The 20038-nt window shown below is 61.7% G+C and carries 21 protein-coding genes; 16 read left to right on the plus strand and 5 right to left on the minus strand.

Features of this window, described 5'->3' with window-relative positions; all coding sequences use genetic code 11:
* The first annotated feature begins 11 nt into the window (after nucleotides 1-11).
* The 10 genes from J0909_RS17275 to J0909_RS17320 all read left to right on the plus strand — a co-directional run bounded on the left by J0909_RS17275 (nucleotide 12) and on the right by J0909_RS17320 (nucleotide 6837).
* A complete protein-coding gene (locus J0909_RS17275; RefSeq protein WP_207264825.1) occupies nucleotides 12-497 on the plus strand; it encodes a cytochrome c family protein in 486 nt (161 codons plus the stop codon).
* Nucleotides 498-505: 8 nt separating this feature from the next.
* Nucleotides 506-2527, plus strand: coding sequence for a methyl-accepting chemotaxis protein (locus tag J0909_RS17280; RefSeq protein WP_207264827.1), 2022 nt, complete (start codon nucleotides 506-508; stop codon nucleotides 2525-2527).
* Nucleotides 2528-2780: 253 nt separating this feature from the next.
* A complete protein-coding gene (locus J0909_RS17285; RefSeq protein ID WP_207264828.1) occupies nucleotides 2781-3179 on the plus strand; it encodes a Fur family transcriptional regulator in 399 nt (132 codons plus the stop codon).
* 281 nt (nucleotides 3180-3460) lie between these two features.
* Nucleotides 3461-4033 carry a rubrerythrin gene (rbr, locus tag J0909_RS17290; protein ID WP_207264830.1) on the plus strand — a complete coding sequence of 191 codons (573 nt, stop codon included), beginning with the start codon at nucleotides 3461-3463 and terminating at the stop codon, nucleotides 4031-4033.
* 30 nt (nucleotides 4034-4063) lie between these two features.
* Entirely contained in the window at nucleotides 4064-4453 is a 390-nt protein-coding gene (locus J0909_RS17295; protein WP_207264833.1) for a desulfoferrodoxin, read from the plus strand.
* Nucleotides 4454-4546: 93 nt separating this feature from the next.
* Nucleotides 4547-4768 carry a rubredoxin gene (locus J0909_RS17300; RefSeq protein ID WP_207264835.1) on the plus strand — a complete coding sequence of 74 codons (222 nt, stop codon included), beginning with the start codon at nucleotides 4547-4549 and terminating at the stop codon, nucleotides 4766-4768.
* Between the two features lie 63 nt (nucleotides 4769-4831).
* Nucleotides 4832-5014: a rubredoxin gene (locus tag J0909_RS17305; protein ID WP_207264887.1), complete on the plus strand. Its 183-nt coding sequence runs from the start codon at nucleotides 4832-4834 to the stop codon at nucleotides 5012-5014.
* Between the two features lie 108 nt (nucleotides 5015-5122).
* Complete coding sequence (locus J0909_RS17310; RefSeq protein ID WP_207264837.1) at nucleotides 5123-5245, plus strand: rubredoxin; 123 nt, start codon at nucleotides 5123-5125, stop codon at nucleotides 5243-5245.
* Nucleotides 5246-5381: 136 nt separating this feature from the next.
* Entirely contained in the window at nucleotides 5382-5543 is a 162-nt protein-coding gene (gene rd, locus J0909_RS17315; protein ID WP_207264839.1) for a rubredoxin, read from the plus strand.
* Nucleotides 5544-5640: 97 nt separating this feature from the next.
* Entirely contained in the window at nucleotides 5641-6837 is a 1197-nt protein-coding gene (locus J0909_RS17320; RefSeq protein WP_207264840.1) for an FprA family A-type flavoprotein, read from the plus strand.
* Between the two features lie 272 nt (nucleotides 6838-7109).
* Here the strand turns inward: J0909_RS17320 and J0909_RS17325 are convergent, their stop codons facing one another.
* The 5 genes from J0909_RS17325 to J0909_RS17345 all read right to left on the minus strand — a co-directional run bounded on the left by J0909_RS17325 (nucleotide 7110) and on the right by J0909_RS17345 (nucleotide 10823).
* Nucleotides 7110-7559 (minus strand): YaiI/YqxD family protein, encoded by a 450-nt coding sequence (locus J0909_RS17325; RefSeq protein WP_207264889.1) that lies wholly within the window; start codon nucleotides 7557-7559, stop codon nucleotides 7110-7112.
* A gap of 8 nt (nucleotides 7560-7567) precedes the next feature.
* A complete protein-coding gene (locus tag J0909_RS17330; RefSeq protein ID WP_207264842.1) occupies nucleotides 7568-7771 on the minus strand; it encodes a YwbE family protein in 204 nt (67 codons plus the stop codon).
* 64 nt (nucleotides 7772-7835) lie between these two features.
* On the minus strand, nucleotides 7836-9026 hold the full coding sequence (locus J0909_RS17335) for an endonuclease/exonuclease/phosphatase family protein (protein ID WP_207264844.1): 1191 nt from the start codon (nucleotides 9024-9026) through the stop codon (nucleotides 7836-7838).
* Nucleotides 9027-9191: 165 nt separating this feature from the next.
* Entirely contained in the window at nucleotides 9192-9695 is a 504-nt protein-coding gene (locus tag J0909_RS17340) for a hypothetical protein (protein ID WP_286182122.1), read from the minus strand.
* Between the two features lie 72 nt (nucleotides 9696-9767).
* Nucleotides 9768-10823: an OmpA family protein gene (locus J0909_RS17345; protein ID WP_207264847.1), complete on the minus strand. Its 1056-nt coding sequence runs from the start codon at nucleotides 10821-10823 to the stop codon at nucleotides 9768-9770.
* A gap of 233 nt (nucleotides 10824-11056) precedes the next feature.
* Here J0909_RS17345 and rfaD point away from each other — a divergent pair, with 233 nt between their 5' ends.
* From rfaD to J0909_RS17375, 6 genes are all read left to right on the plus strand, one after another.
* Nucleotides 11057-12037, plus strand: a complete 981-nt coding sequence (gene rfaD, locus J0909_RS17350; RefSeq protein WP_207264849.1) for an ADP-glyceromanno-heptose 6-epimerase — start codon at nucleotides 11057-11059, stop codon at nucleotides 12035-12037.
* 15 nt (nucleotides 12038-12052) lie between these two features.
* Nucleotides 12053-14440, plus strand: coding sequence for an LPS-assembly protein LptD (locus J0909_RS17355; protein ID WP_207264851.1), 2388 nt, complete (start codon nucleotides 12053-12055; stop codon nucleotides 14438-14440).
* 67 nt (nucleotides 14441-14507) lie between these two features.
* Complete coding sequence (mutL, locus tag J0909_RS17360; protein WP_207264852.1) at nucleotides 14508-16373, plus strand: DNA mismatch repair endonuclease MutL; 1866 nt, start codon at nucleotides 14508-14510, stop codon at nucleotides 16371-16373.
* Entirely contained in the window at nucleotides 16373-17497 is a 1125-nt protein-coding gene (gene alr, locus J0909_RS17365) for an alanine racemase (protein ID WP_207264853.1), read from the plus strand. The genes mutL and alr overlap by 1 nt, the downstream gene beginning before the upstream one ends.
* 69 nt (nucleotides 17498-17566) lie before the next feature.
* Nucleotides 17567-17788, plus strand: coding sequence for a hypothetical protein (locus J0909_RS17370; protein ID WP_207264854.1), 222 nt, complete (start codon nucleotides 17567-17569; stop codon nucleotides 17786-17788).
* A 423-nt stretch (nucleotides 17789-18211) separates the two neighbouring features.
* The gene (locus tag J0909_RS17375) at nucleotides 18212-20005 is read left to right on the plus strand and encodes a HAMP domain-containing sensor histidine kinase (protein ID WP_207264855.1); all 1794 of its coding nucleotides are present in this window, start codon (nucleotides 18212-18214) and stop codon (nucleotides 20003-20005) included.
* The last annotated feature ends 33 nt before the right edge of the window (nucleotides 20006-20038 follow it).

Consider the following 20038-nt stretch of genomic DNA (forward strand, 5'->3'; position numbering starts at 1 on the left):
GGGGTTGGTTCATGTTCAATCGAGCGTTGTGGATCAAGGGCTGCTGTGCGTTTTCGCTGGCGGCTCTTGCCGTGTGCATTTTCCTGACGGACACCGGAGGGGCGAATTCCGGCCGGTATGTTGGGGCCGAATCATGCGGCGAATGTCACGAACGGGAATACGGCAACTACAAAAAATTTGCGAAGAAGGCCCATTCCGGGGCGTCCGTCAAAATCATGATGGGCGACCTGACCAAAGAGGAATTGGTCGAGTGTTACGGCTGCCACATGACCGGGTACGGGCAGCCGGGAGGGTTCGTCAGCTTCGAACAGACTCCCAATATGGCCCAGGCCGGGTGCGAGGTTTGCCACGGGCCGGGATACGACCATGTGGAGTCCGGGGGCGACCCGGAGTTGATCAAGCGCGATCTGACCCTGGATGACTGCCATGTCTGCCACAACCCGGAACGGGTCGAGGCCTTTGACTTCAAGCCGCTGTTGTACGGCGGCGCGCACTAGGAGGGCGTATGGACAATTTCATCACGCGCTCGCTGGGCGTTAAACTCATTCTTCTCTCGTCTCTGCTGACCATCCTGGCCTTTGCCGGGCTGTTCGCCTACAGCTCCATATCCACCAAAGACCACACTCTCCATGAGGTGGCCGTGGCCGCGGAGCGGGTGGCGGATATGCTGTATATCGCCATTGAAGATCCCATGGCCAAGGGCGACAACGAGGGCACTGAGATCAAATTCCTCCAGATGGCCGAGCGCTATCCGGACATCGAAGTCTACCTGACCGACTACAAGGGCGAAATTACCTACTCCACCGAGAACGAGGTCGCGCGGCAAAAGATTTTTGACGTGCTGCCCGAGGCCGGGCTGCCCGAGCTGGTGGCCAAGGGGCTCAAGGAGAAACTGGCCGAGGGCAAGCTTGAGGATGTGGACGGCAAGCGCCATTTCGTGGAGGTCAAGTCCATCGCGAACAACCCGTTCTGCTACCACTGCCACGGGCGGAGCCGGGATATCCTCGGGGCCATGGTCGTGGCCGTGGACGTCAGTCCGCAATACGACGCGCTCAAGGAGAACCAGCTCAAGTCCGCGGGGATTTCCGTGCTTGGCGTCCTGGCCTTGCTGACCGCGCTGATCATCTTCATGCGCCGGGTCATCGTCAATCGCATCACATCCATCGCCGACACGGCCGAGGATGTCGCCCACGGCAATCTGGACGCCCGGTTCACCGTGACCGGGACCGACGAACTCGGTTCCCTGTCCCGTTATCTGGAGTCCATGGTCAACCAGATCAAGGACCAGCTCAAATACAACCAGAGCGTGCTTAGCGGCATCGTGGTCCCCCTGTTCGTGACCGACGCCAAGCAGACCCTGCAATTTATCAATCCGCCGCTTCAGGCCATCCTCGACCTGACCGAAGAGGAACTCAAGGGCCGTTCCGTGACCGAGGTCTTCGCCTGCGAGTCCGAGGACGGCTCCTCCTGCAACGCCGGAGAGGTCATCGCCTTGGGTGAACCGCTCAATGGGCGCTTCCTGTTCACCCGCCATGACGGCACCACCTTCCCGCTCATGTTCGAGGCCTCGCCGCTCAAGGATGCCGAGGGCGTGACCGTGGGCGTCATCTGCGTGCTCATCGATCTGAGCCGCGAGGAGGAGGACAAGCGGAACATCGAACTCCAGCGCCAGGAGCTCCTCGCCGTGGCCAACGAGGTCACCGAGGTAGCCAACAAGCTCAACGAGGCTTCCGACACCCTGTCCACCCAGATGGACCAACTGGCCAACGGCGTGGACACCACGGCCCATGAGACCAGCCAGGTGGCCACGGCCATGGAGGAGATGAACGCCACGGTGCTGGAGGTGGCCAGAAATGCCGCCGAGACCGCCGAGGCCTCGGACCAGGCGAACAAGGTGGCCGCCTCGGGCGGCGTGGTGGTGGGCAAGACCGTGGAGGAGATCAACTCCGTGGCCGACATTACCGAGCACCTTGCCGGGGCCCTGGCCTCCCTGTCCAGCCGGGCCAAGAACATCGGTCAGGTCATGGCCGTGATCAACGACATCGCGGACCAGACCAACCTGCTGGCGCTCAACGCGGCCATCGAGGCAGCCCGGGCGGGCGAGGCCGGACGCGGTTTCGCCGTGGTCGCGGACGAGGTCCGCAAGCTGGCCGAGAAGACCATGGACGCCACCAAGGAAGTCGAAGGGGCCATCTTGCTCATCCAGCAATCCACCTCCGACGTGGTCAAGGAGATGGACACCGCCAAGAAAAGGGTCCTGAACACCTCGGGCATGGCCCAGGAGGCGGGTGGGGTGCTCGACGAGATCGTCAAGCATTCCGACGCCATCGCCGACATGGTCAACGGCATCGCCACCGCGGCGGAACAGCAGTCCTCCACCTCGGACGAAATCAATACCCGGGTAACCCAGATCAACAACCTCTCCCAAGAGGTGTTGTCCGGCATCCGCACGTCCAACCAGGGCATCCAGGAAGTCTCTGAAATGGCCCGGGAGCTGGCCGAACTGGTCGCCAAGTTCCGCAATTGACGACCGCCCGGCAGTTGCGACAATAGATCGGGGCCCGGTTTCGACCGGGCCCCTTTTCGTTGCGTCGGGCTTTTCCTCTCTTTGTGTAGAATATCTGTTGTTCAATTAATTTAAGCCGTTGAGAGGCCTTTTCTCCGGCCATTTGCAGAAAACGTTTTTCTGGGATAATGAGCCATGATTCCGCCTGCACGGATTCCTCTTGACAAGAACGAATCGGGCGAATAGTAATCGTTATTAAATATGGAGGATGTCCATGGCTCAAGAGATGGGTTTCAGGCTTTCCAAGCAGCGGAAAGTGATATTGGAAGAGTTGCGTAAGGTGAAGACGCATCCCACGGCTGACGAGGTTTACGACATGGTCCGCAAGATCATTCCCAGGATCAGCTTGGGAACCGTGTACCGAAATCTTGAATTTCTGTCGTCCAAAGGACTGGTCCTCAAACTGGGTGCGCCCGGTGAGCAGAAGCGGTTCGACGGTACCCCGCAACCGCATCCACATATTCGTTGCGAGGTCTGCACAGCCGTCATCGACGTGGAGTGCGACATTGATATACCGGTCATCCCGGAGAGTTGCGCGGGGGGCTACAAGATTCTGAACACCAACGTCGAATTTGTGGGGATCTGTCCCAAATGCCGGGCTGCGCGGCAATAGGTTTTCGAAAAATATCGTTATGACGGCGTAAGGCCGGTTGCCCCACGGGGCAACCGGCCTTATTTTTTGTCCACTGGGGCGGAGCGTCGCTTGACAGGCAGATTGATTATATATATTAATGATTCTTACATTGAGTGTAACTCAATGGCCTGTCAGGATAAAATTTGTAAAATGACGCGGAAGGGAAGACCTTTTCATAGAATGATGCGACAATGGGCATATTTTTGTGTAAGGTATCATCTAACTCGAAAAACCAAGGATGCATTCCATAAGGAGGAACAATGTCCCTGAAAGGAACCCAGACGGAAAAAAACCTGATGTACGCATTCACCGGCGAGTCCCAGGCTCGCAACAGATACACCTATTACGCCAGCGTGGCCAAGAAAGAAGGCTACGTGCAGATTTCCAAGATCTTCGAGGAGACCGCCGGACACGAGAAGGAGCATGCCAAACGGCTGTTCAAGTTCCTGGAGGGCGGCACCGCCGAGGTGACCGGTTCCTTCCCCGCCGGCGTCATCGGCACCACGCTGGAGAACCTCAAGGCCGCCGCTGCTGGCGAGCATGAGGAGAACACCGAGATGTACCCCGGGTTCGCCAAGATCGCGCGCCAGGAGGGCTTCAACGAGATCGCCGCGGTCATGGAGAACATCGCCGTGGCCGAGCGCTATCATGAGGAACGCTACAAGGCCCTCATCAAGAATATCGAGACCGACCGCGTCTTTGCCAAGGACGAGGAGATCGTCTGGCGTTGCCAGAACTGCGGGTACAATCACCGGGGCACCACGGCTCCCGTGAAATGTCCGGCCTGCGACCATCCCCAGGCCCATTTCGAGATCAAGGATACCAACTGGTAAGTTTTACAAGTAATCCAAGGAGGATTCGACATGGCTATTAAACTGGGTGAAGTGTACAAGTGTAATATTTGCGGCAATATCGTCATGGCCATTCACGAAGGCGGCGGCGATTTGGTCTGCTGCGGCGAGGAGATGGTTCAGATGACCGAAAACACCGTTGACGCCGCCAAGGAAAAGCACGTCCCCGTCATCGAGAAGGACGGCGATAAGGTCACCGTCAAGGTCGGTTCCGTGCCCCATCCCATGGAGGAGAAGCACTACATCGAGTGGATCGAGCTCCAGGTGGGCGACGTGGTCCTGACCAAGATGCTCAAGCCCGGCGACAAGCCCGAGGCCGAGTTCTGCATCTGCGGCCTGTCCGGCGAACTCAAGGCCCGCGAATACTGCAATCTGCACGGTCTGTGGGCCGCCTCCGCTTAGGCGATCCGCGATGACGCGGAGCCGTTCGGCTTCCGCGCAAGATATCCCAGGGGGGCGGGCGCGAGCCCGTCCCCCTTCATCCGGGAGGCGATTATGGCCCTGCCCCAGGAAATGTATCAGTGCCAGACCGTGAATTGCGGGTATATCTACAATCCCGACAAGGGGGACCGGAAGGGGAAAATCCCCAAGGGCACCCGTTTCGAGGATCTGCCCGACGAATGGCGCTGCCCCATCTGCGGGGGGACCCGGAAGTGCTTCCGGCCTCTGGTCGGCCCCGGCTCCACACGAGGCGATTGCGAATTGCCTGTTGTGTGATGTGAAACCTTGATGGCGGTCGCGACCGCCGCGAAAAGGGACAACCGAAGGGAGCTTGTTCTCATGTCGAGGAGTGTTTGCCTGATCTGTGGCTATGTGTATGACCAGAAGGTTGGCGATCCGTATTCCGATACCCCGCCGGGCACCGATTTCAACGCGTTGCCGGAGGACTGGAGGTGCCCGGAGTGCGGCGCCGATCGGATAGAATTCGAACAGGAAGACGTACCGTGGGACGGAGGTGCATAGGTTACCACCGCCTTGCGTGATGAAGATGGACTGGAAAAAAACAGGGGCCAGAGCAAACTCCCTGATGATATTAATTGAGGCGCTCCGTACTTTTGCCAATGTGGCTACATGTACGACCCGACGTTTGGCGACAGCGAGACCGAGATTGCGCCGGGGACCAAATTCGAGGATTTGCCCGAGGATTGGGTCTGCCCGAGATGCGGTTGCGGGCGGGACTCTTTTTCTCTCTGACCGGCCCGGATACCTTTTGGGACTCCGCTCCCGGTCCGTCTGCACCGGAAGGTGAAGGCCCATATAAACCGATGGCGATAAGTTGACAGCGGCCGCCGCTGCTGCGAATATGCCAATTCAAAAGGAGACTGATCCCATGCAGAAATACGTATGTGAGATTTGCGGCTATGTGTATGATCCCGCCGAAGGCGATCCCGATGGCGGCATCGCGGCCGGGACCAAGTTCGAAGACATTCCCGAGGATTGGGTTTGTCCGGTTTGCGGGGCGGGCAAGGACAGCTTCGTCCCCGAGGGTTAATTTCCGGCCCGTATCGCGGGCAGGGAGCGCGCACCCACGGTTCGCGCTCCCTTTTTTTATCATCGCGGTTGAGCAACCGCTCAATGTGGAGAAGACCATGAGACCTGTTGAAATCAAGGATGGAATATTCTGGCTCGGTGCGGTCGATTGGAACCGTCGTGACTTCCACGGCTATTCCAAGGCACACAAGGGCACCACCTACAATAATTTTTTGATCGTCGATGAAAAGGTGACCTTGATCGACACCGTGGACGAGCGCTTCTGGGGCACCCTGCAATGCAACATCGCGCAGGTGCTCGGCGACCGCAAGATCGACTACGTGGTGGCCAACCACCTGGAGCCGGACCACTCCGGTTGCCTGCCCAAGGTCGTGGAGAAGTACCGTCCCGAGAAGATCTTTACCTCGCCCATGGGCCAGAAGGCCATGAAGGCTCACTTCAAATACACGGACTGGCCCGTGGAAGTCGTGCCCACCGGCACCAATATCGAGATCGGCAAGCGGACCCTTTCCTTCCTGGAAACCCGCATGCTTCATTGGCCCGATTCCATGCTGACGTACTGCCCGCAGGACAAGATCGTGTTTACCAACGATGCCTTCGGCCAGAACTGGGCCACCTCCGAGCGCTGGGCCGACGAGGTGAACCGCACCCGTCTGGAAGAGCTCATGGCCAACTACTATGCCAACATCGTCCTGCCGTATTCCCCGGTGGTGCTCAAGACTCTGGCCACCATCAAGGAGATGGCCCTGGATATCGAGATCATCTGCCCGGATCATGGCCTGCTCTTCCGCGGCGAGGACTGCGCCTGGGCCATGGAGACCTATCAGGCCTACGCCGAGCAGAAGCCCAAGAACAAGGCGGTCATTGTTTACGACACCATGTGGCATTCCACCGAGAAGATGGCCGAGGCTGTGGCCTCGGGCCTGGCCGACGAGGGCGTGTCCGTGCGCCTCATGTGCATGAAGAACAACCACCATTCGGACGTTATGGCCGAGGTCTTCGACGCGGCCGCCGTCATCGTGGGGTCCCCGACGCACAACAACGGCATCCTGCCGCTCATGGCCGACATGCTGACCTACATGAAGGGGCTGCGCCCGCAGAATAAGATCGGCTCCGCCGTGGGGTCCTTCGGTTGGTCCGGCGAATGCACCAAGATTCTGACCAAGTGGCTCGAAGACATGAACATGGAAGTCGTCGAACCGATCAAGAACCAGTACGTGCCCGACCACGAGGTCCTGGGCAAGTGCTACGAGCAGGGCAAGGCTATCGCCGCGGCGATCAAAGCGAAGCTTTAATCGCCTTGCGGCTGTCTCGCTACGCCAATAAAAAAGGGCCCGGGTTTAACCCGGGCCTTTTTTATTGGCGTAGTGTGTACGGAAGCCGTGCTCGAACAAAGGGAAGCGTCATTGTCAGGTGCGGCGCACCCGAATCGCTCCAGAAGGGAAGGGAGAAAGGTGGTGCCCGGGGTAATGGCGCGATCTAGCCGCCGTGCCGCATTCTACGTTTCAACTCACAGGGGAGGCGGGGGAAAAACTTTGAAAAGGGGTGCTGTCTCCTGTCCACCGGCTTACTTCGCGTGTCTGGTCAGGAACCGGTCAAGTTGGTTGGTGAATTGCTGTTTGTCCTTGGGCCCGAGGGGGGCGGGGCCGCCCTGGGCGAGGCCGCCGGAGCGCAGTTCCTCCAAGAGGTTGCGCATGCGCAGCAGCCCCTTGACGTTGTCCTCGGTGTAGAGTTCGCCGCGTGGGTTGAGGCCGGTGGCACCCTTGGTCACGACGGCGTCGGCCAGGGGGATGTCGGCGGTGATGACCAGGTCGCCGGGGTTGACCCGGCGGGCGATCTCGTTGTCGGCTTCGTTGAAGCCGGCATCCACCTGGATGGTGTCGAAGAGCGGGGACGGCGGCACCCTGAGCGGGGTGTTGGCCACCAGTGTCACGGGGATTTCACGGCGAAGTGCGGCCTTGAACAGGATTTCCTTGACCGTGTTGGGGCAGGCGTCGGCGTCCACCCAGATGCGCAGGGGCATAGTCAGGACTCCTGCCCGAGGATTTCCTTGACCCGGCCTACCTGGCCGTCGGTCAGGCGGACCTTGATGCCGTGGGGATGGGTAGGGGACTTGGTCAGCAGCGCGGCGACCGTGCCTTCGGTCAGCGTGCCGGTGCGTTGGTCCTTTTTTAGCACGATATTGACCCGTTGGCCGGGCCGGATGTCCTTGCGGTTTCTTCCGTCCATATCTGTTTCCCTCGTTTTGCGGTGCGGGGGCATCATGCGGGGCCGGGCCGGGTTTGTCCAGTCGCTACAGAGGAATCTCCACGTTGTCCCGGGTCTGGATACCGGGCATATTTCGCAATCGGGTGAGGTATTCGGCGCTGAAGTCGATGGACAGTTCCACCCACAGGGGCAGGTGGTCGCTGATCTGGAAGGTCCGCCAGATTTTGAGGTAGTAATCCTTGAGTCCGTCGGCGTCAGCCAGCAGGGCTTCGAGCTTGTCGATGCGCTTGTCTGCGGCGGCGCTGTCCTTGCCCTTGGCCGCCAGCTCGGCGCGTTCGGTCCGGGCCTTGTCGAGTTGGCCCCGGACCGTGGCCTCCACAGCCTTCCGGTAGTCCGGGAACCGGTCCTCGCCCATAACAGCCGGGAGGACATCCAGGACGCCCTGGTTGCGGTCGGAGCGGGTCTGGCGGACCGTGCCCTTGCGCGGCAGCCAGGAAATCTGGTCATAGAATTTGGTCCGGTCCGCATTGGACCCCATGTTGTTCTGGGCGGCCTGGAAGCCGTTGCGGATAAGCGCGTTGCCCGACGGATCGCCCATTTTGTCGATGTTGAAATCCCCCACCAGGATATAACTGCACGGTTCCTTTTCGGCGCGTTGGGCGATATTGGCGGCAACGGCGTCTATCTCGGCCACGCGTCGGGCGTATTCCGGCGTGCCCCGGCTTTCCTTGCCGAAGTAGATATGCACGGTGGTGAACAGGAAGCGGAACCAGCCCGCCTGGAACTCGCAGCCGAAGGGCGAGCGCGCGGGTTGGAGCCGCTTGCCGCCGTGGCCGATGAGATCCTTGACCGGCAGGACCATTTCCCCGGCCACGCCTTTGAAGCGGACCTTGGCCTTGTTGTAGAGAAAGCCGAGCCGTTCCCGGTTGCCGCCGTCCTGTTCGGCCACGTCGGTGACGATGTAGTCATAGTTTGGACCGAGCAGCCGTATAAGCTGTTTGAGCGGTCCGAGGTCACGGCAGATTTCCTGCACGGCCAGGACGTCGAAGGCTGAGACGACCTCGGCCAGGAAGTACATGGACTCCTTGATGCGCGGGCCGTGGCCGAAGCGGTTGTCGTCGAAGTTGCGGATGTTCCAGGTGCCGAGCACCAGGGTGTCGTGCAGGGTGGTGCCGGGCATGGCTTCGCGGATGCGCTTGCGCAGGGCCCGCAGGCCGTCCACGGTGCGTCGGCGCACATCCGGAGTCTCGTACTTGAGCGGCCAGTAGTTGATCATCGTCGCCCCCTTGGCGGAAAGTGCCCGTCCGGGTGGCCCCGGATGCCGGGTATCGCTTGTCCTATAGACCGCTGTCGCGGTTGTGGCAACCCGCCCGGGCCGATCGCCGGGCGCAACGGAAGCGCGGTCCAGAGCCGTATGGGGAAGCGGGGGCGGGAAGGTGGCTTACTGCCAGGAGCCTTTTCGGTAGCTGAATATCTGGCGGTTGGGGATGACGGTCACCGGAGTGAATTTGGCGGCCCGGCAGGCGGCCGGGGAATCGGCCGTGGCTTCCATGACCAATTCGCAGAAGCGCATGACGCCCACGAAGGGGATGGTCTTGGATTGGGAGCGGCTGACCTTGGTGACGATGGAGTCCATGTCGATGGCATGGTAGCGGGCCACGTAGGAGCCGTCGGCTTTCTTGATGATCTGCATGCGCGACCGGGCCATGCGGTGGTTGCGTTCCAGGGACCTGGCCCGGACCCGGGCGAATTTGGTGAAGTCCGCGTTCTTGGAAACCAGCCCCTCGTCGAGGTAGAGGGGCATGTTTTTGGAGGTGATATGGGGAACGGCGTCCTCCGGCGCGATGGAGGCGAGATCCTGGGCCCGGGCGGTCCGGGCGTCAGACGCAAAAAGAGCCCCGGTCAGAAAAATGGCCAGTGAGGCATAAACGATAAATTTGTGCATGGCGTTGAATCCTTCCAACCAGAGCCAAAGGTTGGGCGGCGGGATGCCGCCCAACCTTGAGGTCCTATATCGTTACTTGGTCTGGATTTCAACCCTGCGGTTGAGCTTACGGCCTTCCTTGGTGGTATTGTCATACTTGGGCGCGAGTTCGCCGTAGCCCTTGGCTTCCAAACGGTTCGCATTGATGCCGTTGTCGGTCAGCCACTTCATGACGGAATTGGCGCGGCGCTCGGACAGGCCCTGGTTGTAGGCTTCGGTACCGGTTGCGTCGGTGTGGCCGGAGATCTCGTAGGTGGCCGCGGGCTCTTCCTCGAGAATCATCTTGGCCTGCTCCAGCACGGGGACCATCTCATCGGTGATCTGGTACTTGTCGAAGCCGAAGTTCAGGTTGAAGGAAACCACTTCCTTGGCCGGAGCGGGAGCGGCCACGACCGGGGCCGGGGCCGGAGCGGGCTCGGCCACGTCCTCGTAGAAAACGGACTTGGCATACTGGTTCAGCGCGGTGGCGTCGGCGAAAGTCGCGCCGTCGGCGGCCACGGAACACGGGAAGGCGGCGCGGATGCCGTCAACCACGGCCTGGCCCTCGGGGTTGTCGGCGTAGCTGACCACATGGACGCAGAGATTGTTGCCGTACTTGGCATACAGGTTCTTGGCCACGGCGACCGGGTCGGCGCCGTAGTTGGACTCGCCGTCGGTGAAGATGATCAGCGCGGTCTTGCCGGACATCTTGCCGATCATCGGGTTGACGTCGTCAAGCCCGGCGCCCATGGGGGTGCGGCGGTTAAAGATCTGGTAATCGGTATCGATGGCGTCGATCGCGGTGGCGACGTTGCCCTCGGAGTACGCCTTGGGGGCGCTCTGGACTTCGAACGGGGCGAACAGGGCCACGGCCGAGTTGTAACCCAGCGCCGGGATGGCGGCGTTCAGGGCGAGCATGTCGCTCTTGGCCTTTTCTATTTTCTTGACGCCATCGGCATTGCGCATGGCCATGGAACCGGACTGGTCAAGAAACAGTATGAAGTTATCGACTTTCTTAACCATCTTGGCGTTTGCCGTGGCGGCGAACGCGAAGGAGAAAGTCAACATCGCGGCCAGCATGAACAAAAGCAGTTTTCTAGATTGAGTCATGATCTCACTCCTTTAGAGATTTTGGGCAATGTCTCGATCACCGCAATGGGGACCTTTAATTACTCTATACGCAAAACGGGGGTGGGCCGCAAGCGTGGTCACGGCAAATAGTAACACAATGCCGTTAGGTGTCCAGAAAAAGGGCTTGGTCCTCGCGGTTGCGTCCCGACCTTGAACACAGTATGTAGAAGCGTTTACGCCCGCGGGCGTCATCGAGGCAGCAAGGAGAAGCCATGTATATTGTTACCGGCGGCGCGGGATTTATCGGCAGCGCCATGGTCTGGAAGCTCAACAAGATGGGCATCGACGACATCCTGGTGGTGGACAATCTGTCCACCAGCGAGAAATGGAACAACCTGGTGGGGCTTAAGTACCAGGATTATCTGCACCGCGACCAGTTCCTCAAGTTCATTCTCGAAGGGGACGACCCGTTCGAGACCGAAGCGGTCATCCATATGGGTGCCTGTTCCTCGACCACCGAGCTCGACGCGGACTTCCTCATGGAGAACAACTACCGCTATACGCAATACGTCTGCCGGTTCTGCCTTGGTCACAACGCACGTTTCATAAACGCCTCTTCGGCGGCCACCTACGGCAACGGCGAATTCGGCTTCGACGACGACGAAACGGCCATCGGCAGGCTGCGCCCCCTGAACATGTACGGCTATTCCAAGCAGCTTTTCGACCTCTGGGCCAGGGACGCGGGCGTTCTCGACCAGATCGTCTGCCTCAAATTCTTCAACGTCTTCGGGCCGAACGAGTACCACAAGGACGACATGAAGTCGGTCATCTGCAAGGCCCACGCCCAGATTCTCGAAACCGGCAAGCTCAAGCTGTTCAAGTCTTACCGCAAGGAGTACCCCCACGGCGGCCAGAAACGCGACTTCGTCTACATCAAGGACTGCGTGGACATCATGGCCTGGTTCCTGGAGCATCGCGGCACGGGCGGCATCTTCAACGTTGGCACGGGAAACGCAAGGACTTGGAATGATTTGGCGAACGCGGTGTTTTCCGCTATGAATCGCGAGCCGGAGATCGAGTACATCCCTATGTCTGAAGCCATTCGTGATAAATATCAGTATTTTACCCAGGCAAACATGGACAAGCTCAAGGCGGCAGGCTGCGCCGTTGAAATGACGAGCCTGGAGGATGGGGCCAAGGATTACGTCCAGAATTATTTGGACAGGGACGACAGGTACCTCCGGTCCAGGTAGCCGAAGGACTTTTTTTTGAAACGCAAGCTTTCGCGCATATTGCTGGCCGCCGGGGTGATTCTCGTCCTGTCGCTGTGCCTGCCATGGACTCTCATCGGCAAGATGCCCGACCGCAACAAGGTCAGGAAGTACGTGCCGGATGCGCCCGTGCAGGCCCCCGACCAGGACGAGTGGACCTTTTCGGCCGACCGGGTGGTGGGCGACCATGCCAGCGAATACGTGGAGGCTTTCGGCAATGTTTCCCTGAGCCTGGGCGAGGACCAGTTGCGCGCCGACTTCGCGCGTTACTATCAGGCCACGGGCTGGGTCTTTCTCAAGGGCAATGTTCGGGCCCACTGGGGGGGGGATTTCCTCCAGGCGGACGAGGGCGAATTCGACCTGAACAACATGACCGGCTGGCTCAAGAACGGCAAGCTGTTCATGGCCAAGCCCCACATTTACGTGGAGGCCGAGCGCGTGGGCAAGTCCGTGGGCGACTCCTACACCTTCAAGAACGCCAAGGTGACCGCCTGCTCGGGGGAAAAGCCCGCCTGGTCCGTGTCCACCGCGAAGGGCGACATCAACCTGGACGGCCGCATCCGCCTGTATCATTCGGCCTTCAGGATCAAGGACGTACCGGTCTTTTACTGGCCGTACATGGTCCTGCCCGGCCGGGGCGACCGGCAGAGCGGCTTCCTCATGCCCTACATGTCCAATTCGGACAAGCTCGGCCTGCAGGTCAACCTGCCGTACTACTGGGTCATCAACGACGAGATGGACGCCACCTTCTACCAGAACTACATGAGCAAGCGCGGCTACATGCAGGGCTTCGAGTTCCGGCATACCGAGGACTCCTCGTCCAGGGGCATGTGGCAGGCGGACTTCCTGAACGACAACATCCGGGCGGTCAACGAGAGCGACGAGTGGTCGAAGTACCGGGACGACGGCCTGACCCGCAAAAATCGTGACCGCTGGTGGGTGCGCGGCAAGTACGACGGCTGGCTGGGCAGCCCCCAGTGGAAGCTCAAGGTGGACTTGGACCTGGTTTCGGACCAGAACTATCTGCGCGACTTTCAGGACGGGCCCACCGGGTTCGAGGACACCCGCGATGAGTTTCTGGACGTGTTCGGCCGCGATATCGACAACAAGGACTCCCTGCTCCGGTCGAACAAGTTCTACGTCAGCCGCAGTTGGGACCGCTTCGGCGTGGTTGCCCTGACCCAGTACGAGCAGAACCTGGCTTACCGCAACGGCAACAACCCGAGCAGCGAGGACCCGACCGTCCAGATTCTGCCCGAACTGAACGCCTACGCCTGGCAACAGTCCCTGGGCGCCGGGTTCGAGGGGGCCATGGATGCCAAGTACGATTATTTCCACCGGGAATACGGCGACTCGGGGCACCGCGCCATACTCTCGCCCGAGTTGAAGTATCCCATGAAGAGCCGCTTCCTGACGGTCATTCCCTCGGTCTCCATGCAGGAGACGGCCTATTCCCTGACCAACCGGGAGGACGTGGGCGACCTGGAGGTGTCCGACACGGGCAGCCGGGAGGACGTCATCGACACCACCAAGATCAAGGACGGCTTTCAGACCCGGACCCTCTGGACCGGCGGGTTCACGGCCTTTTCCGAGATGACCCGGACCTTCTCCCTGGACGAGGCGCCCAAAGCGGATCCCGGCCTGGCCGGGACCTCCCGCTGGACCAGATTGAAAAACGCGATCATCCCCAGGGTGGAATACACCTATACGAACACCCCCTCCGACCAGGAGGAACTTCCCTATTTCGACACCGACGACCGGGAGGACGGCAGGAACGAGGTCACCTACTCGCTGACCAGCGTTTTGGATCGCCGTCGCGACTCGGTAGTCCTCTCCCCGGGGTCGAACGGCGAGCCCGTGGCCAAGGTGGCCCGCGACTATCTCGATTTTCTGCGTTTCAGGGTGCAGCAGTCCTACGACATCCGCGAGGCCCGGCGCAACGACGAGCGGGACCGCTACGAACGCAGGCCCTTTTCCGACGTCATGGCCGAATTGCGAGTCAAGCCCGCCCGCTTCGTGGATATCCTGACCCGCAACTGGTTCTCCCCATATCTGAGCGGCATGACCCAGAGCGAGAACTCCATCCGCCTCTACAAGGACGGCCTGGGCGAGATCAGCATGGGATACGATTTCCTGCAAAGCCTGGATGAATACCAGCGCACCCGCGACGACGACCTCTCCGTGATCAAGTTTGGGGCCAAATGGGAGATCGACGAGGCCGTTACCCTGGGTGCCAAGTACCGCCACGACTTCATGAGCGGGGACGACCTGGAAAGGACCCTGTACCTCGACTGGGCGGCCGAGTGCTACACCCTGCATTTCTCCTACACCCAGAAGCCCGGCGACAACCGTTTCGCCGTCGGCTTCGACTTGCTGACCTTCTAGCCCGTCGCGGCGTCTTTCCCGGAATCCGGGGTTGCGTCGCCGGACCGGGTGCTTACATTGGGAGGATATGACTGCATTGCCTGAAATTCGCGTATTGCCGCCGGGGCTCAAGAACCAGATCGCCGCGGGCGAGGTGGTCGAGCGCCCGGCCAGCGTCGTCAAGGAACTGGTGGAGAACGCCCTGGACGCCGGGGCCACCCGGGTGGATGTGACCATTGAACAGGGCGGGCGCGCGCTCATGGTCGTCCAGGACAACGGCGCGGGCATTCCCGCCGATCAGTTGGAGCTGGCCGTGACCCGTCACGCCACCAGCAAGATCCGTGATTTCCACGACCTGTCCGCCATCGGCTCCTTCGGGTTCCGGGGCGAGGCGTTGCCGTCCATCGCCTCGGTTTCGCGTTTCACCATGACCTCCCGCGCCGAGGGCGCGGATGAGGCCGCCTTCATCGAGGTCCGCGCAGGCGAGGTCGCGGGCAAGGGCCCGGCGGCCCTGGCTTCGGGTACCCGGGTGGAGGTCCGCGACCTGTTTGCCGCCACTCCGGCCCGGCTCAAATTCCTCAAGACCGAGTCCACCGAAAACCGGCGCTGCCAGGATGTGCTCATGCGCGTCTCCCTGGCTCATCCGCGCGTGGGCTTTTCCCTGACCGTGGGGGGACGCGAACTCTTTCGACTGCCTCCGGACCAGACCCTGGCCGACCGGCTGGCTGCCTTTTGGCCCCCCGCCGTGTGCCGGGGGCTCGCCCCCTTCGATTGTGAACGCGACGGGTACCGGGCGCACGGCGCGGCCGGGTCGCCCGGCACAGCCCAGGGGCGCGGCGACCGTATCCTGCTCTACGTCAACGGCCGTCCGGTCCAGGACAAGCTCATGCTTTCGGCCGTACGCCAGGCGTACAAGGGCATGCTCCTGTCCCGCGAATATCCGCAGATGGTTCTCTTTCTGGACCTGCCCCGCGACGAGGTGGACGTGAACGTGCATCCGGCCAAGCTGGAGGTCCGCTTCCTGGACGAGAGCCGCGTGTTTTCGGCCATTCGTTCCGGCGTGATCCAGGCCTTGTCCGATCCGGACGGGGGGCTCGTCCCGGGCTGCGTCTCGCCCGCGCGGCGCGACGCGTCGTCTTCCGCCTTCGCCGGCGGGGAGGGGGACGGACAGGACGGCGGATTGTCGGCACCGGCCGGACCGGCCCACCGGCCCGCCGCATTCGCGGACGCGAAGTTTTCCACCTATCGGGCGTTCAAGGAGGACCGGGCCCGCGCTCTGGATTTGCCCGTGCCGCCGCCTGCGTCCGCTTTTTCCCCGGAGGGCGGGGCGGCCCACCGACCGGCCGATCCTGGCCCGTCCCTGGCCCGCGAGCCCGGCCCCGGAGCCCTGCGTCCCGCGACGCTGGCGGGCAGCGGCTATACCTACCTCGGCCAGATCGCGGATACCTACCTGGTCCTGCGTCGGGGCGTGGACATGCTCCTGGTGGACCAGCATGCGGCCCATGAGCGCGTTTTGCTGGCGGCCATGCGCGAGCAGCGCCAAAAAGGCGACTCCCAACCCCTGGCCCTGGCTCTGGAACTGCCTTTGCATCCCAGCGAGGCCGAAGTCCTGGCGGGGTTGCGCGACGACCTGCGGGCCATGGGGTTTGTCATCGAGATGGACGGCCCGGCCAAGGCGTTGGTCCGGGGCATTCCCCCGACCCTTGAAACCGGCGAGGCTCGGGAGTATCTCAGGGACGCCCTGGCGGAAAAGGCCAGGGGGCTGGACGACCTGTGGACCATGATGTCCTGCAAGACCGCCATCAAGGCGGGCCAGCCGCTGGCCGTGGACGAGGCCCTCGCTCTGCTGGAAATCTGGCTTGCGACGCCCGAGCGCGAGTTCTGCCCCCACGGCAGGCCCGTGGTCCTGCGTTGGACGCCTTCCGATCTCGAAAAATTGTTCAAGAGAAAGTGATGATCGATTACAACAAACTTCGCGTGCGCATCCGCCTGGACAACCTGCGCCACAACTACCGCCTGTTCACGCAGATTCACGACAACGTCATCCCGGTGATCAAGTCCGACGCTTACGGTCACGGCCTGGTCGAAGTGGCCTCCGCCCTGGAAAAGGACGGCGCTGAAACCTTTGCCGTGGGCTTTGTCCATGAGGCGGTCAAGCTGCGCCGGTCCGGCTGCGCCAAGCGCATCCTGGCCCTGCTCGGGCCCATCTCGGACGAGGACATCCAGTCCCTGTGGGAGCATCGCATCCTTACGCCCATCTCCCATTTCGCCCAATTGAAGCGGGTCCTGGCCGCGGCCGAGCGAAACGGGCCGCTGAACATCGGGCTGAAGTTCGACACCGGCATGCGCCGCCTGGGGTTCCTGCCCGAGGAGACGGACGAGGTCGCCGCCCTGCTCAAGGGCGGCCCGGTCACCCCGGTCATGGCCACTTCCCACCTTGCCCGGGCCGACGAGCCCGGCCGGGAGACGGATGTGGCGCTCCAGGCCCGCCGTTTCCAGGCCGCTCTGGACGGGCTGGCCCGCGCGGGCTTCAAAGTGGAGGCCAACTTGGCCAATTCGGCGGGCGGCCTGGTGCACGGCGACTGCCGCATGGACTCCATGCGCCTGGGCATCGGCCTGTACGGCTGCGATCCCCTGGAGGGGGCGGGCGAGGAGCGCCTGCCCGGCAGACTCAGGACGGCCATGTCGGTCTCGGCCCCGGTCATGCAGGTTCACCCCCTGAAAAAAGGCGAGTCCATCAGCTACGGCTGGACCTTTACGGCCGAGCGCGATTCCATGGTGGCCATCGTGGGCGTGGGCTATGCCGACAACTACAGCCGCGCCCTGTCCAACCGGGGCGAGATGGTCCTGCACGGCAGGCGCGTGCCCATCCGGGGCCGGGTGTGCATGCAGATGACCGCAGTTGACGTGACCGAGCTTATGGGCGAAGGGACGGAGGTCCTGCCGGGCGACGAGGCCTGGCTTCTGGGCGGCCCGGGCGAGCGTCCGGTCACCCCCGAGGACCTGGCCGAGTGGGGCGGCACCATCACCTACGAGGCCTTCTGCCTGCTTGGGCAGAATCCGCGCGAGTACGTGTAGTTTTTTTCGATAACGAACAACGTGAGGCCGCCGGGCGCATGCGCCGGGGGACGGCCGGGGAGCAAGGATATGCCTGCTGTGCGAGACGATGAATGGACCGAGGCCGAAAGCTATCCCCTTGAGGAAATGGTAAAACTTGGCTTGACGCCGCAAGAGCTTGAAGTCAAGTGGCAGAACGTGGCCGAAGACATGGCCCTCATCCCGGAGAACAACGTGCGTATCGTCGTGCGGAACGGCGTCTGCTGGGTGGAGGTCTCCACCTACCTCATGGAGTGCATGCGCGGCTTCTGACGGCCGTGCGCCGGACGGCTTTCCGGGCCGGGTTCCGTCGTGGGGGAGATCGATCCGTCGTTCGGCCCCCGGGAATGGCTTTTGCGGGTCTGACGATCCGCGCGCAGCCCCGCGGTCCTTGCGGGCCGTGCCCGCCATCCTGGCCGGGCGGAGTGGATGCGGCGGCGCTCCGGTTTCATGCTTGATATGGTTTGTGAATGCAGTGTGTTGCGCCCGCAATGCCGCGTGCCGAAGCCTCTGTGCGCGGCCGGTTTCCGGCGCTTTTTCTTGCCTTTTACGGGCGCCTTTGTCACACAACTGTAACGCTGCGAAACATTACAATTCGGTTACGATTGTGTTACACAGCGCACGCGTTCGGCGAAAGAGGTACTTGATCCCGTCGATCAACATGCAACCGCTGAACGCGCCATCCAAGGACAGGCAATGAAACTGCGCTCTTTCCAGATGCGGATACTGCTGTGGACCTGGGGATTGCTCCTCATGGCCATGGCCGTGGTCTTCTTCTACTCCACGAGCATCGTCGGTGACGAACTGGTCACCGAGGCGGAGATCCGCACGCGGCACCAGATCGAGGCCATCGAATGGCTCATCCAGGACCACTCGACGTTTCAGTCCCAAAAGGACTTCGCCGAGTGGCTCGACGCCTTGGCCTTCAAACTGAATTCCCGCATTACCTACATCGTGAACGGCAAGGTGGTGGCGGACTCCGAGGTCCCCTTCGCCGAACTCGGCCAGATGGACGACCACAGCCGTCGGCCCGAGGTGCTGGCCGTCCAGGACGACGGCTGGGGCATCAACGTCCGCCACTCCGATACCCTGGGCAAGGACATGCTCTACGTGGCCCGGAATTTTTCGGGCTTGTCCGGCGTGGACGCGGGCGTCCTGCGCATGGCCGTGCCCTTTTCCCACGTCAGCGCGCGGCTTGATCTCCTGCGTTCCAACCTGATCTGGCTTTTCCTGGGCACCTTCGCCCTGGCCGTGCTCCTGAGCGTGGTCATGTCCCACAACATGAGCCGCGACATCCGCGCTTTTTCCGAACTGGCGCGGTCCATCGGCGAGGGCGATTATTCGAAGAGGCTGCGCGTCCTGCCCGGCGGCGAGTTCAAGCCCCTGGCCCAGTCGGTCAACGCCATGGCCCAGTCCATCGAGCGCAACATCGAACTCATCCAGGACCAGAAGGGGCAGTTGCAGGCCGTGTTCGGCGGCATGCGCGAGGGGGTGCTGACGCTCGATTCCCACGGCCGGGTGGAGTCCTTCAACAAGGCCCTGGACGAGATGTTCAACCTGCCCGCCACCACGGTGGGCCGTTCGCCCATCGAAGTCATCCGCCGCTTCGAGATCCAGGACCTGGTGGACAAGGTCATCGCCGAGCCCGAGGCCGGGCCGAGGTCCATCCAGATCGACATCCTGGACACGCGGATCATCGAGGTCACGGCCGAACGCTTCCTGGACCAGAATGGCGTGCGCAAAGTCATTCTGGTCTTTTACGACATCACGGAAATGAAGCGTAGCGAAAAGGGCCTCAAGGATTTCGTGGCCAACGCTTCCCACCAACTGCGCACCCCCCTGACCTCCATCAAAGGCTATACCGAGACGCTTCTCGACATGCCGCCCGACGACCCCGAATCCGCTCGAAAATTTCTGGAGATCGTGCTCAAAAACGCCGACCACATGGACAAGGTCATTTCCAGCATGCTGGCGCTGGCCAAGTCCGAACAGGCCGGCAAACGCCTCAAGCTCGTGCCCCTGTCCGGCCGGGAACACCTGTCCCGGGCCATCGACGACCTGGCCGTCTGGGCCGGTGAACACAACATCACCTTCCGCACCCGCACCCCCGACGACGAAATGGCCGTTATGGGCGAGACCGACGGGCTGCTGCACGTCTTTCACAATCTGCTCAACAACGCGGTCAAGTACAGCCCCGAAGGCGGGGTCATCACGGTCAGCGCCGAAGACGACGGCGAGTCCATCGTCTTTTGCGTGGAGGACCAGGGGCCGGGCATCTCGCGGGAGCATTCCACCAAGGTGTTCGAACGCTTCTACCGGGTGGACGAGAACACCATCGACGGGTCGGGCAGTGCCGGGCTGGGTCTGGCCATCTGCCGTCGCATCGTCAAGAATCTGGGTGGGGATATCTGGCATGACGGCTATGGCGAGGATGTGCGCGGCGCACGTTTCTGCTTTCGTTTGAACAAGCCGGGGGATTCGGCCTTGTAACTTTTAACCAATTCCCTCGTAAGAGGGGCGATA

This window comes from Desulfovibrio sp. Huiquan2017, from assembly GCF_017351175.1.
Classification (GTDB): Bacteria; Desulfobacterota; Desulfovibrionia; order Desulfovibrionales; family Desulfovibrionaceae; genus Pseudodesulfovibrio.